The organism is Citrobacter sp. Cpo142 (genome assembly GCF_030332425.1).
In the GTDB taxonomy this organism is placed as follows: domain Bacteria; phylum Pseudomonadota; class Gammaproteobacteria; order Enterobacterales; family Enterobacteriaceae; genus Citrobacter; species Citrobacter portucalensis.
Genome location: NZ_JAOWHW010000064.1, coordinates 1 through 13,482 on the forward strand (window position 1 = coordinate 1; position 13,482 = coordinate 13,482).

14 protein-coding genes and 3 pseudogenes are annotated in these 13,482 nt (G+C 50.9%); 9 read left to right on the forward strand and 8 right to left on the reverse strand.

Going from position 1 to position 13,482, the window contains the following annotated elements:
* A pseudogene (locus OGY18_RS02945) lies at positions 1-313 on the forward strand (hypothetical protein); the annotation flags it as partial.
* A 134-nt stretch (positions 314-447) separates the two neighbouring features.
* Here the strand turns inward: OGY18_RS02945 and rpe are convergent.
* The 3 genes from rpe to OGY18_RS02960 all read right to left on the reverse strand — a co-directional run bounded on the left by rpe (position 448) and on the right by OGY18_RS02960 (position 3,226).
* Positions 448-1,119: a ribulose-phosphate 3-epimerase gene (gene rpe / locus OGY18_RS02950; protein WP_047721798.1), complete on the reverse strand. Its 672-nt coding sequence runs from the start codon at positions 1,117-1,119 to the stop codon at positions 448-450.
* Positions 1,116-1,559 (reverse strand): ribose 5-phosphate isomerase B, encoded by a 444-nt coding sequence (gene rpiB, locus OGY18_RS02955; protein WP_040219247.1) that lies wholly within the window; start codon positions 1,557-1,559, stop codon positions 1,116-1,118. The genes rpe and rpiB overlap by 4 nt, the downstream gene beginning before the upstream one ends.
* A 77-nt stretch (positions 1,560-1,636) precedes the next feature.
* On the reverse strand, positions 1,637-3,226 hold the full coding sequence (locus tag OGY18_RS02960; RefSeq protein WP_040219244.1) for a PTS transporter subunit EIIC: 1,590 nt from the start codon (positions 3,224-3,226) through the stop codon (positions 1,637-1,639).
* 392 nt (positions 3,227-3,618) lie between these two features.
* Between OGY18_RS02960 and OGY18_RS02965 the strand changes: the two genes are divergently transcribed.
* Together OGY18_RS02965 and OGY18_RS02970 are read left to right on the forward strand one after the other, a co-directional pair.
* Positions 3,619-4,509 (forward strand): SIS domain-containing protein, encoded by an 891-nt coding sequence (locus tag OGY18_RS02965; RefSeq protein WP_040219243.1) that lies wholly within the window; start codon positions 3,619-3,621, stop codon positions 4,507-4,509.
* A gap of 189 nt (positions 4,510-4,698) precedes the next feature.
* Positions 4,699-5,262 carry a DUF6685 family protein gene (locus OGY18_RS02970; protein ID WP_052954190.1) on the forward strand — a complete coding sequence of 188 codons (564 nt, stop codon included), beginning with the start codon at positions 4,699-4,701 and terminating at the stop codon, positions 5,260-5,262.
* Between the two features lie 73 nt (positions 5,263-5,335).
* On the opposite strand, the gene OGY18_RS02975 is transcribed toward OGY18_RS02970, so the two are convergent.
* Positions 5,336-5,776, reverse strand: coding sequence for a hypothetical protein (locus OGY18_RS02975; protein WP_064754782.1), 441 nt, complete (start codon positions 5,774-5,776; stop codon positions 5,336-5,338).
* Between OGY18_RS02975 and OGY18_RS02980 the strand changes: the two are divergent.
* The 4 genes and pseudogenes from OGY18_RS02980 to OGY18_RS03000 form a co-directional block, all read left to right on the forward strand.
* Positions 5,721-6,281 (forward strand): annotated as a pseudogene (locus OGY18_RS02980) (DNA-binding protein); the annotation flags it as partial. The gene OGY18_RS02975 and the pseudogene OGY18_RS02980 sit on opposite strands and share 56 nt — an antisense overlap.
* On the forward strand, positions 6,274-7,128 hold the full coding sequence (locus OGY18_RS27470; protein ID WP_040219240.1) for a 3'-5' exonuclease: 855 nt from the start codon (positions 6,274-6,276) through the stop codon (positions 7,126-7,128). The pseudogene OGY18_RS02980 and the gene OGY18_RS27470, both read left to right, overlap by 8 nt.
* 52 nt (positions 7,129-7,180) lie before the next feature.
* Positions 7,181-7,576 carry a hypothetical protein gene (locus tag OGY18_RS02995; protein ID WP_040219261.1) on the forward strand — a complete coding sequence of 132 codons (396 nt, stop codon included), beginning with the start codon at positions 7,181-7,183 and terminating at the stop codon, positions 7,574-7,576.
* A complete protein-coding gene (locus tag OGY18_RS03000) occupies positions 7,573-8,184 on the forward strand; it encodes a DUF2913 family protein (protein WP_015493086.1) in 612 nt (203 codons plus the stop codon). The genes OGY18_RS02995 and OGY18_RS03000 overlap by 4 nt, the downstream gene beginning before the upstream one ends.
* On the opposite strand, the gene OGY18_RS03005 is transcribed toward OGY18_RS03000, so the two are convergent.
* From OGY18_RS03005 to OGY18_RS03015, 3 genes are all read right to left on the reverse strand, one after another.
* Positions 8,181-9,131, reverse strand: a complete 951-nt coding sequence (locus tag OGY18_RS03005) for an Rpn family recombination-promoting nuclease/putative transposase (protein WP_040219234.1) — start codon at positions 9,129-9,131, stop codon at positions 8,181-8,183. The two genes, OGY18_RS03000 and OGY18_RS03005, sit on opposite strands and share 4 nt — an antisense overlap.
* A gap of 146 nt (positions 9,132-9,277) precedes the next feature.
* On the reverse strand, positions 9,278-9,478 hold the full coding sequence (locus tag OGY18_RS03010; RefSeq protein WP_040219232.1) for a hypothetical protein: 201 nt from the start codon (positions 9,476-9,478) through the stop codon (positions 9,278-9,280).
* A gap of 53 nt (positions 9,479-9,531) precedes the next feature.
* Complete coding sequence (locus OGY18_RS03015; protein WP_022652286.1) at positions 9,532-10,164, reverse strand: recombinase family protein; 633 nt, start codon at positions 10,162-10,164, stop codon at positions 9,532-9,534.
* 362 nt (positions 10,165-10,526) lie between these two features.
* Between OGY18_RS03015 and OGY18_RS03020 the strand changes: the two genes are divergently transcribed.
* The gene (locus tag OGY18_RS03020) at positions 10,527-11,732 is read left to right on the forward strand and encodes an AAA family ATPase (RefSeq protein ID WP_015493083.1); all 1,206 of its coding nucleotides are present in this window, start codon (positions 10,527-10,529) and stop codon (positions 11,730-11,732) included.
* Positions 11,729-12,700: a ParB family protein gene (locus OGY18_RS03025; protein WP_016479949.1), complete on the forward strand. Its 972-nt coding sequence runs from the start codon at positions 11,729-11,731 to the stop codon at positions 12,698-12,700. The genes OGY18_RS03020 and OGY18_RS03025 overlap by 4 nt, the downstream gene beginning before the upstream one ends.
* A 135-nt stretch (positions 12,701-12,835) precedes the next feature.
* Here the strand turns inward: OGY18_RS03025 and OGY18_RS03030 are convergent.
* Positions 12,836-13,402: pseudogene (locus OGY18_RS03030) on the reverse strand (DinB/UmuC family translesion DNA polymerase); the annotation flags it as partial.
* Between the last annotated feature and the right edge of the window lie 80 nt (positions 13,403-13,482).

The following is a 13,482-nucleotide window of genomic DNA, read 5'->3' on the forward strand; positions in this document are numbered from 1 at the left end:
GCTCATGATGTCCCTCTGGGATGCGCTCCGGATGAATATGATGATCTCATATCAGGAACTTGTTCGCACCTTCCCTAAGTACTGCAGCATCGAGAGCAAACGTATTGATCGACAACTCAAAGATCGTTTTGATGCTTCATTGACGCGTCTTGCAAGGACGAATATCAGTTTCATAAAGCAAATACCCGGTACAGACGATCACATTACGATAAACATGCACCTGGTAGAATCAACGTATTTGGGGTCCGCCTGGAAACGGAAATTATCCCACGTTAAGCCTGTTTTTTGTACAGAAAAATTTAGCCGTGAATAACAATTAGATGGCACCATACTAAAAAACTACAGAAAGAGAATACTAAGGAAGATCACAGGAAGAGGAAAAAGTTAAAAAATCCCCGGCATAAATGCGGGGGATTTGTGTATAAGAGGCAGTCCTGTGGGAGAGGGCTAGGGTGAAGTCAACTCAGCCTGTTCCTGTAATATCTGCATTGCCTTCTGATAGCTCATTTCCTTACGGAACAACCCGGCGGTACCCAGGATAAACATATCCACATCCGCGGCCAGCTCTCTGACAATTGCGGGTGAGATAGCGCCATCGATGGCGATTTTTGCTTCGCTGTATTGTTCCCTCAGCATCTTGCGCAGCCTACGGGTCTTATCGATCGTGTTGTGAATAAACGGCTGGCCGGCAAAGCCAGGATTGACCGACATCACTAACACGACATCAACCACATCCAGTACCTCACTCAGGCTGCTCAAAGGCGTCCCAGGATTGATGGCCACGCCAGCCTTGACGCCACGCTGGCGAATATTGCTCAAGGTACGGTGCAGGTGTGTCGGGGCTTCAGCGTGCACATAGATAATGTTACAACCCAGATCGGCAAACTTGTCGATATACGCGTCCGGGTTGCTCATCATCAGATGGGCGTCATAAGGGATCTTCGCCAGCTTAGCGACGGCCTTAATATCCTCCGGCCCCAGCGCCAGATTAGGGACAAAATGGCCGTCCATAATGTCGATATGGAACATGGCTGCTCCAGCCGCTTCCAGTTCGGCCAGCTCTTCGCCAAGGCGGGAGAAGTCAACGCACATCAATGAGGGGCAGAATGCATTGTTCATGGAAGAGTCTCCAGAACGGCTATCATTTCAACACGTTTCTGGTGGCGATCCCCTTCGAACTCAGCGTTAAGCCACTCATCGACGATCATCTTCGCCAGCTCGGCACCGATGACCCTGGAGCCGAAGGCCAGAATATTGGTGTTATTGTGCAGACGGGACAGCTTGGCCGAGTAAGGCTCGCTGCATACCACTGCGCGGATGCCGTTGACCTTGTTGGCAGCAATCGAAATACCGATGCCCGAACCACAGATGAGGATGCCAAGATCGGCCTCTTGCGAGACTACTGCGTCGGCAACGGCTTTGGCATACAGCGGATAGTCGGTACGCTGCTCTCCATGAGCGCCTTTATCGATCACGGTGATCCCTTTCGCCTCCAGGTGTTCGGCAATGGTGGGTTTTAAAATGATCCCTACATGGTCACAGCCAATGGCAATTTTCATCGTTTATCCTCTGTTGTCGCTGCCGGTCTGGCAGCAACAAATTCACAGTAATGCGTTGGTAATGGGATGTTGGTTTACTAAGCGTCTTGCAGACAGTCTTCCAGATTGGATTTAATCAACGTGACTTGCGGGCCATAAATCACCTGGATGCCTTTGCCCCGGCGGATCACACCGCGTGCCCCTGAGCTTTTAAGCAGGCTATCGTCCACCAGATTTTCATCGGCGACGGTGATCCGCAGCCGCGTGGCGCAGCAGTCGATATTAGTGATGTTGGCTTTGCCACCCAGACCGGCAACAATCAAATCGGAAACCTGATCGCCTTGCTGGCCGTTGGCTTTGGCAGCCTCAACGTCTTTACGGGTATAGAGCTTGGTTTCCTGGCCTTCGTCTTCACGCCCTGGTGTTTTGAAGTTGAGGTGCAGGATCAGGAAGCGGAAGCTGAAGTAGTAAATCGGGAACAGTGGAATACCGATCAGGATGGCATTCAGCCAATGGGTCTTGACATTGCCTTGCAGTACGCCGAACAACACGAAGTCAATCAGGCTTCCGGAGAAGGTTTGCCCAACACCGACGTTGAAGATGTGACAGAGCATGAACGACAGACCCGCCAGCACGCAGTGCAGTACATACAGCAACGGTGCAGCGAACAGGAATGAAAACTCGATAGGTTCGGTGATCCCGGTCAACACGGCGGTCAGGGTGGCCGACAGCAGCAGGCCAAGCACCAGTTTACGGTGTTCCAGTTTGGCACAATGGTAGATAGCCAGTGCGGCCCCAGGGATGCCGAATAGATAGAACGGGAACTTACCGGCCATAAAACGGGTAGCTTCTACCGAGAACTCTTTGGTGTTCGGGCTAGCCAATTCGGCAAAGAAGATATTTTGTGCACCAGAGACCGAGATACCGTCGATGATTTCGGTTCCGCCCAGCCCGGTTTGCCAGAATGGCATGTAGAACACGTGGTGCAGGCCGAAGGGGATCAGTGCCCGTTCGATAAAGCCGTAGATAAAGGTACCGGCATAGCCTGCCCGGTTAACCAACGCGCCGAGATGCATGATCCCTTCCTGTATCGTTGGCCAGATATAGAACATCAGGATGCCCACACCCACATAGGTCAATGCGGTAACGATAGGTACAAACCGAGTGCCACCGAAAAATGAGAACGTTGCTGGCAGCTCGATTCGATAAAAACGGTTGTGCAGCGCGGCAACACCCAGGCCAACCAGAACTCCGCCGAACACGCCCATCTGTAGAGACTTGATCCCCACGCTCATGCCCAGCGAACCATCAGGTAACGCGCCAGGGGCCAATAACTCGTTGAGTTGCAGCATGGCATTAATGGTAGCGTGCATGGCAAAGAAGCCGACTGCACCGGAGATGGCGGCGACCTGTTTCTCTTTGGTAGCCATACCCATCGCGACGCCGATGGCAAACAGCATCGGCAGATTGGAGAAGACGACGCTACCGGCACTTTTCATTACGGTGAGTAATGCGTGAAGTACCGTGCCGTCACCCAACAGGGATTGCAGGCCATAGGATTCGATGGTGGTGGCGTTGGTGAATGATGCGCCAATGCCCAACAGCAACCCGGCGACGGGGAGCAGAGCGATGGGCAGCATAAAAGAGTGCCCAATACGCTGAAGAATACCGAAGAATGACGATTTCATAGTTTTCCCTTAAATCAGATCGGGTATTGCATAGTGGTTTTTTCCCGGAGCAATCGAGGCTTCATCCTGAATCAGAATGACATAGACTTCACAGTACGAATTATTAATGTGAAGTATATGTCATTGCAATAGACCGAAGAGATCGACTTCACATAAATTAAAACATTTGTGAACAAAAGATTATTCCCATCACTGGTGTGTAGTACTTGATGGATTGGGGGCTGGATAAAGCGAGTGATCGACAATGCTGATATCTTTATCGGATGTCAGGATTTTACAATATGGATAATGATTGTGAATTTATTGCTTTGAATGGCCAGATAGGGATTCATGTCCCGCTGGGGGCTGTGGTAAACTACTGGCGAACATCGACATAAACTGCGGGGGGATAAATGGCAAATCAGCGCGAAGTGTTACCGGATACCGAAAATGCACTGGCCATCGGGGCCAAGATCAAGATGTCGCTCTCTTCGCTGAATCCGACTGAGCGCAGTATCGTTGAGTGGTTGATCACCAAAGGAAACATCACAAAAAATACCGGACTGCGTGAAGTTGCGGGGTGTCTTGATGTTTCTGAACCCTTGATCGTCAAGGTTGCCAAAAAAATCGGTTATTCCGGTTTTCGCGAGTTGCGCGGCGCGTTGGTGAGTTATTTCAACTTTCTGCCCTATGAGAAAGAGGAAGAGATCACGGCCGACGATAATCTGGATACCGTGCTGGATAAGGTATTCAGTAACAGCATTCAGGTGCTGAAGGAGGCGCAATCGGTGGCAGATACCCAGGTGATTGGGCAGGCAGCCGGCCTGATTTATCGCGCCAGACGGGTGATGATACTGGGGGTAGGTGGTTCGGCATCGGTATGCCTGGATTTTGAGCATAAGCTCCTGCGTATCGGCATCATCAGCCACAGCTATAGCGATTTCCACCTGATGTTGATGGTCGCCAGTCAGCTGGACGAGCAGGATGTGGTGATCGTGATTTCTCAATCAGGGGAGACAAGGGAACTGCTGAATGCGGTAGAGATTGCCAATGAGCGGCAGGCCAAGGTGATTTGCATTACCAACGATAATGCCTCGCCGCTGTCGCAGAATTCGGATTTGTCGATCTTTAGTCCGGCCATGAGTGGGCCGCTGTTGGGGCAAAATGCGGTGGCGCGGATCATTCAGCTCAACCTGCTGGATACACTGTTTATCGCGATCTTGTTGCAGGACTATCAAGGGAACAAGCAGCGATTGGAGCGTGGCATTCAGGTCGTGGAACCGTTGCACGGCAAGAAAAGTTAGCTGACCCCTGTCATCATTTCATTTCATTCCCGCCCCTGGACGATCGACTACCGCAAACCGGGCTACCAGCGCCGGCTCGAAAGCCATTCACTTGCTGTTCCTGAGGTTCAGCAGCTGATTAGAAAAGAAAATATCCCTCATTTTTCATGCGACATCACAGATATTCGGGGGATTTCGGCCTCGAAATCTATGGATCATGATCTCCGGGACATCGATGAGTTTCCTGTACTGAGATGCCGTGAGCTGGCTGAACCTGTGACTGAAGAGCACCTGCGAAAAAATATGCGTCACTGGGAATTACGGCTCGACCGGATGCTGTTTGCTGAATATCCGTGGGCAGAGCGGAGACTTTACTGGCTGAACGACGGTGGCTCACACCATTTTGGCGCTGCCCGCTATCAGGCACGCCGCCTGGGCATTGCGGTTCCGCTTACCGGCAGACTCTGTCGCTACGGTGTAAATGTGCCGATGATCTCCGCTATACGTCAGCAATGGCATCTGTTTGCTATTCCGGCAGATGAACTCTTCGGCTGCTTTTTCGACGCCATGAATGCCTTTGAATGCCCGTTTGGTAATTCCGGTTTGCCGCGTCACATGCATGATACGGATAAGTCAGGCGTTGATCTCAAACTGGTCTGGCTTGAACGTTGCCATCCCAGAGCCAGTGCTGTTGCTGATGTACTTTCAGCCGCAGGCTTTCCTGATTTCGGGAAGCAGCTCCAGCAACTGGCCAAAGAACCTTCGCCACGTTGAATAAGCCTGATTTATTTTCACTGACTTATGTGATTAATGCTAATGTACGCATACATTAGCATTAATCATGCATTTAATCCCCTGCGCCTTTCTGTCTGTTCTGATTTTTCCGGTAGTCCTGCTTCAATCTCCCGATATTCTTCATGACTGTCTGCCAGTGGTCGTCTGCCTGCTGCCGGTAGCGTTCGGCAACGGCAGCAATAATGTCAGGATCACTGTCATGGCTGCGGTGCATGCGTCCCTTCTGGCCAAAGATATCAACAATAATATTCTGGCTGCCCTGCCTGTCGAAAAGATGAGCGCACAGGCGCTTTACAACCAGCGGAGTATAGTCCAGCCCGGCCTCATCAGCGATCTGGAAGAAGAAGTACAGCATCTCATACGTTTTGTAGCGCTTGACGGCCGCACTGAGTCTGGCGGCCCGTTGTGGTGCTTCCCAGGTGTCATCCCTGTAGTTACGCAGTTCTGCCCTGCAGGATGCACTGAGTAAGGAACAGGCACAACACAAAGCCACACGGGAAGACCTGCAGAAACGACTGGAGCAAATTTCTGCCGAAGCTAATGCGCGTACAGAAGAACTGAAGTCTGAACGCGATAAAGTCAATTCTCTCCTTACCCGTCTTGAATCGCAGGAAAATGCGCTGGCCGCAGAACGTCAGCAGCATCAGGCCACCCGCGAGACACTGCAGCAGCGCCTCGAGCAGGCCGTCGCTGATGCACAGGCGCGCGCCGGGGAGCTTGCGCTTGAGCGTGACAGAGTCAGCAGCCTCACCGCAAGGCTGGAATCGCAGGAAAAAGCCTCCTCGGAGCAACTGGTGCGAATGGGCAGTGAAATAGCCAGTCTGACAGATCGCTGCACGCAGCTGGAAAACCAGCGTGATGATGCCCGTCTGGAGACGATGGGGGAGAAAGAAACGGTCGCGGCACTGCGCGGTGAGGCTGAAGCCCTGAAGCGTCAGAACCAGTCACTGATGGCGGCGCTTTCAGGCAATAAACAGACCGGTGACCAGAATGCGTGATGATGACAATTCAGACGCCTGTGATGAAGCGCCCCGGGCGGAGGAAAAATGCTACACCAGAGGGCGGCTTCGGGATGAGTTCAGGATGAAGCCAGCCCCCGGTGTGGAACCGGTCAGAATGTACAAAAGTCCTTACGGCGGGAAATACGGCGTATGGCGGCTGGCTGACTGCGTCCCGATGCGGGCGAAACGCCCTCAGACAGAAAAACAGCGGCAGGCCAGCGCACGTCTGGGCCTGCAGGCCCGGATGAAGAGTGAGTGTGGCAGGTTCGCCATGCTGGCACATACCTGGTTAGCGCTGGACCCCGTCTTCCTCGATACCGAAACAACCGGACTTGATGCCGGCGCGCAGGCGCTGGAAATCGGTCTGGTGAATGCCCGCGGTGAGAGGATATTTGAGACCCGCCTTAAACCCACTGTCGGCATCGATCCGGCAGCAGCTGCAGTACACGGTATCAGTGACGATGATCTGGTCAGTGCGCCATCGTGGCCCGATATTGCGCAGCAGCTGCAGCACCATATCGGCCGGCGCCCGCTGGTTATTTTCAATGCTGAGTTTGATACGCGCATTCTGAAGCAGACAGCGGCAGCGCATAACGACCGTGCCAGCTGGCTGGACTCTCTGACGGTGTACTGCGCCATGCGACTTGCAGCGGGGTATTACGGCCCCACCAATCGCTACGGTACCATATCGCTTTCCGGCGCTGTCAGTCAGGCTGGGCTGAGCTGGGCCGGGGAGGCACACTCCGCCGTCACTGACGCAGTTATGACGGCTCGGGTGGTAAACAATATTGCCGGATACTGGCGTGAGATCCAGTGTGAAATGAATGATGGCGCAGGGAGATAACGCTGCTCTCTGGCTGGTCAGACAGCTGCAGGTATTAATTCAGGAGTCTGGAATGGAAAATATGATGAAAACTATGCGTGAGCATTTTCCCACGAGAACAGTGGTGATCGAGCAGTCTCTGGATATGTTTGGCGTCAAACGAAATGAGGACGGGACGTTACTCTTCCCCCGTCACTCCGATAAACGTTTTCCCATTGCACGTATCCGTAAGCGACTGGCGGCTTATGGCTGGCGAGGCGAACGTCTGAATAAGGAGGTAGCGCGTATCGTCGCGGGCCCTGATATTTACGCTGAGAGAAATGAATACAGCATTATTTTCCCTTACGGATGGGAGAAGAAGCAGCTGACGCGTGAGATGCGGCGAATGTTTCCCCGTAAGACGGGCCGACGTGTGCTGATTATGCTGGATGAATTACATCATTTTTCTGACTTGCGGGAGAAGCCGTGACGCTGACAGAAAAATCGGGCCATCTGGCATGGTGTGCCCTGGTGGCGCTTGCGCTGGCCAGGCAGGAGGGTGGCGTTCTCTCGCCGGCACAGGAAAATCTCTTTCTCATCCGCTGGCTGGCGACTGCGCTGAAGCAACGGCGTTTCCCCCGGGAGATAAATCCGGACATCGAGTGGCTGTTGAAACAGAGGCGCCAGCTGGGCGTCAGCGCGAAGCTGGCCAGCAAGCTGAATTACCTCTGGCGTTCCTGCACCGGCGAGTTGTCCGAGCAGAACGACCTGTTCCGGCTGACGTATGCTCTGGAAACAGCGAAAGATATGCACTGGAACTACCGTCTGCTGAGCGATCGGGAATGGTCAGGCCGAAATGCTGTGGCGCTCAGTGCGGGCGTGAACGGCATTTATCTCTCACGGGCCAACCTCGATGTCGCTTTTGACGACAGCGGCCGACAGATAAATCCGCTTACAGCACGTCTGACGGGTAACGTAGTGGGGGTGATGAAGGTGTTTAATCGCTGTGGCTGGCAGGCAGAGCCTGAGTCTGGTGCCTCCCTGCCCCACCAGTATTCTCTGATGGCCGGACAGGGAGTGCCAGGAAAGGGGGATTAGTGGCGGATCTGCGCTAGTTCGTCTTCAGTCAGACCGGTCATTTTCATGACGGTATTGCGGTCAATTCCGTTCTGCAGCATGGTTCGTGCAATTTTAAGGGTGGCTTCGCGCTCGCCTTTTTCAATACCGCGTTGTTCACCTAACTGCAGGCCCTGCTGCAGACCCTGCTGCAGGCCCTTCTCGATGCCAATCTGTTCAAGCTGTTGTGCGATGGTCATCAGTTCATCCTCGTGTTGCGGCAGACGCTCTGCCAGCGCCCGCATAAATTCAGGTGCAGGCGCTTCACCTGCATTTACCATGTAGTTTATCAGAACGCGCACCTGTTCGGGGGAAATCCATTCCACCATTACCCGGGGTAGCCTGTCCAGCAGTTCCATCATGTCCCGCTGGCGGATATGTTTCATCAGCAGGGTCAGTGCGGCCATCCGTCTGTGGTTCATTATCTCATCATCATCGATGACGGTGACATCAACCAGCGGGAATCCTGTCGTGTATACTTTTCCGGCCTGTTCCGGGTTACTGAAACAATCCAGCCAGTTCGTGGAGAACGGGTACGGACTCCGGCTGCCGTGGTAAAACAGAACCGGGATGACCAGCGGCAGTTTTTTATGACCCGCTTCAAGATGACGTTGCATGGCGGCGACAGCATATCTGAGCTGACGAAAGGCCATATTTTTATCCGCCGAACTCTGGTGTTCCAGAAGCAGATGGATGTACCCGTCATCGCCGGTGGTGGTTTTCATGCTCCAGAGAATGTCGCTGGCGTACTGACGTAAGTCGTCCTCAACGAAGGTACCGGACTCCAGCTTCAGCGTGGTCAAATCGCACAGCGCGCGTAATTCAGCCGGGAGATGTAACATCATGAAGTCACGGGCGACATCGGGATTCGCCAGGAACTGGCGAAATGTCGCGTCATGGGGTGTGGGTGTACCTGGTTTCTTCTTCATCAGTCCTGGGCTCTGAAAAATGACCCGGAGATGTTATCACAGCCCGGGAAAAGCTAATATTGGCGGTGAACGGAATTGCCATTCCTTCAGGGGACCGTTCCGGGGTGGTTCGGTCCCCTTCCTAAACCATCTTTACTCATCATCAATTACTGCCTTAGCAACTTTCTTCCCTCTCTCAGATATTCTAAAGCCTCTTCTCTCCGTCCTTCTGTGGCAGCTGTATATAATGTCGCGATACCGCTGACAGCCTGATGGTGGGTTATACTGCCTTTACTGAAATCATCCAGAACAGTACAAAGGAATTCCTCCAACAACTCCTGTTCTCTTTGAGATATTCTTTCAGCCATATTCGCTCCATAAGCTTAATTGTTTGTTCTGAACCTAACGTGAATAAGTATCGTCAATCAGTATCCTGCTTATGATTGCCGTTACAGACCCTGATTACTGTCATCTTTGATACGCCAGCCAGGCGGGCTGTTTCACGCAGTGATTTTCCGTGGGCCAGACGCAGAGTACGTATCAGTTCATGTTTCTGTGCATCGGCCACCCTGCCCCGGTATTTTCCTTCAGTTTTCGCTTTACAGATTCCCTCTGCCTGGCGACGTCGACGGTCTTCGTAGTCTTTTCTGGCAATAGCGGCGAGCATATCCAGCATCATGCCATTTACGGCCTTCAGCATGCTTCGGGTGAAGTCATCACTTACTGTGCTGGATAGCGCCAGATGGCTGGTTGGTAAATCAAGACTGACGATGGCCAGCTGCTTGTCGGTGATTTGCTTTCTGAGTGTCTCCCAGCCTGCATCATCCAGTCGAGTAAGCCTGTCGACCTGTTCAATGAGAATCACATCACCAGGTTCCGCATCACCAAGAAGCCTGATCAGTTCAGGACGGTTCATTGTCGTACCGGAGACATTGTCGATATACCAGCCAGCAATACGGTGGCCATTTTGGTTTGCAAATGCCTTCAGTGCATTTTTTGCCCGGCTGGCATTCTGCTCTGAAGTGGATGCCCGGAGGTAACCAAAAACGAACATATTTTGTCCTTCTGGTAACTTTTAAGTGGTCTTGCTTATGATGGTATCACTTATGTGGTAACAATAATATTCGCCGGTATTTTTTCGGGTGGTATATATAGAGCATACCCCAATGTGACAGGCTGACGCGCCCACGGAGCTTGTCCAACCCCTCGCCTGCTCAGATGCAAGCTCTGAACAGACTCACGGTTTTTTCTTTGAGTACAGCCTCAGTTGTCTTTTTGAGCTACGTGATAGGTAGGTATTAACGTACAATAATTTAATGTCGTATCATTATATGTTGTACGTTATTATTTATTGTGTACAATGGCGTGAGCTTCTACGCCATCAATGTGCAAGGATTCCATCTTTAGGGGACAAAAATGAAACGCGATTACGGTAGTGTGGGTACCATAGCTCTTAGAGCAAGCGCTTTACTTCAGGCTATGAGTAGGGATATTGAGGAACAAAGGAAAGAATTTAATCTGACAGATTATCATCAGACATATACTCGTAACGCTGTCGCAAAACTACCAAAGCTGAGCCGGCGTATCGTAGAACTGGCCATGAAAGAAATGGAAGAAGACGGCTATATATTTAATAAAAAGCAGATTGGTAACGTCGAACAATATGCTCTGACGATAAAGAATGTTATCGATATCTACGCCCACCGACAGATACCTAAATATCGCGATATCCATAAAGAACCCTACGTTATTTTCGTTGTAAACCTTAAAGGTGGTGTATCAAAAACAGTCAGTACAGTTACTCTTGCACATGCGTTGCGTGTACATCAGGACCTGCTGCGGCATGATCTTCGCATCCTTGTAATAGACCTCGACCCACAGGCCTCCAGTACTATGTTCCTGGATCACACCCATAGCATTGGTACAGTCCTTGAAACAGCTGCTCAGGCAATGCTGAATGATCTCGATGTTGAAACATTGCGAGAAGCAGTTATTCGCCCCACCATTATTCCTGGTGTTGATGTCATCCCTGCTTCTATTGATGACGGCTTTGTGGCGAGCCAGTGGGAGTCTTTAGTAGCAGAACATTTACCAGGACTTAAACCTTCTGAAGTCCTCAGGAAAACAATTATTGACCGTATCGCTGGTGACTATGATTTTGTCTTCATAGATACTGGCCCCCATCTTGATCCGTTCCTTCTGAATGGTCTGGCAGCGAGTGATTTGCTTCTGACCCCTACTCCACCGGCACAGGTTGATTTCCATTCAACCCTTAAATATCTGACACGTTTGCCTGAAATGCTGGAGCGTCTTGAAGACGAAGGTGTGGAACCACGCCTGAGCGCGAGTATCGGTTTCATGTCAAAAATGACTAATAAGCGTGATCACGAAACTTCGCATAGCCTGGCCCGCGAAGTGTATGCAAGTAATATTCTGGACTCGTCACTGCCACGTTTGGATGGATTCGAACGATGTGGTGAATCTTTTGACACTATTATTAGTGCTAACCCTGTTTCATACCCTGGTAGTGCTGAAGCGTTGAAAAAGGCACGTACTGAAGCAGAACGGTTTACGAAAGCAGTTTTTGACCGCATTGAATACATCCGGGGAGAGTCTAAATGAAAAAGGTTTTAGCTCGTGGGCGAGTTCTCGGTAATAGCAATTCAGAGTTTGCCCGTATGCTTGAAGGTGACGGAGATGTCAAAACGTTTACTCTTAAATCCGGCAAGCAGGCCAAATTTGTCAAAACGGTTGTATTAAGCGGAGAGATTGAATCAAAGACGTTCGTTGATGCATCGGTCAATGGACGAGATCAGGCTATGCTTACGCGTGAGTCCGTTAGTGATATTTCCCGGACGATAAAGCTGCAGCAATTCTTCCCGGCTATTGGACGGGAGGTTAATGGACGAATTGAGATATTAGATGGGACCCGACGCCGTGCCGCCTGCATATTTAATAACGTTAAATTCGAAATCCTAGTAACTAAAGATGATATATCACTCGCCGATGCACGGCAGTTAGCGCAAGATATCCAGACAGCTAGAGAACATAGCCTTCGAGAGTTGGGGAAACGACTTGAAGTCACCTATGGAACTAGCATGACGAAAGAAGAGATTGCGTTGAAAGAGAATCTCTCTCCGGCGAAAGTGACTCGCGCGTTTCAGGCCGCAGCAGTGCCAGATGAAATGGTTGCAGTATTCCCGGTGATAAATGATATTTCTTTGTCGGATTATCAGTTTTTGCTAAAACTGGCTGAAGAAGCAAACAACAAGCAAACATCCGTAACAGAACTGATGGAAAAAGTTCAACATCGGTTGAAGACCATGCCAGATTATCCGGCAATTGATAAAAGCAAAATTCTGGCGGCTATCAGGGTTGAGAGCAAATCGTTGACAACCCGCCCTACCAGAACGGTTCAAACTGAGAAGCTGAGAGAATTTTCAGATCGCAATCAGTTTGCCAGAAAGAAAACTGATTCAAAGAAGCGACTGGTTGTTTATGAGTTTTCCCGCATTTCCGCTGAGGCACAGTCGGAGATTGATGATGCAATAAAACGTATTCTGAAAAGACTTCCTGAGTCAAGTGAGTAAGGGAAAAGGATGCCGGAGAGCATCCTTTTTTTATGTTTTTCACCATGCCGATTTCAATGTTATTATTATGATTGTAAAGGAAAATTTTAAATTCTTTCACACTGAAATCACCAAGTTTTTCAACCTTTTCGTGACTCATAATTTCGCTACTGGCAGTTCAGACCAGCGAGTTGTATAGGCCGGTGAAAGCATCTCCCGTTTCATTTGCCACTCAGGTGCGATACCTCGTCCCGCAAACCATACTTTCCCCAGACCGGAATGGTTAATACCGTCCATGACTTTCATCAGCTGATTACTGTTGCTTCGGGGCTGAGTATCATCGAACAGGTTCAACTGCGAAACCCCGGTAGGAGTGAAATCATTGAGCATGCAACCCGCTTTTGCATATCGATGGCCATTCACCCAGATCCGATCCAGTGCTTTCACCGCTGCGGCTATGATGTCCCTGGTATCCTGCGTGGGAGTCATCAACTTCTCACTGGCCACATTCCCGTAATACGGTTCGTTCACCGCGAACGGTGACGTCTTCACAAATACAGCAATGTGCCTGCAGAACTGTCGCTCGCCGCGCAGTTTTTCAGCTGCACGCTCAGCATACTGACAAACTGCCTGGCGCATGGCTTCATACGTCGTGACACGCTCCCCAAAGGACCGGCTGCAGACAATCTGCTGTTTTGGCGGCGGCGCTTCTTCAAGCGAAATACGGCACTGTTGCAAAGTTAGCGATGAGGCAGCCTTTTGTCTTATTCAAAGGCCTTACATTTCAAAAACTCTGCTTACCA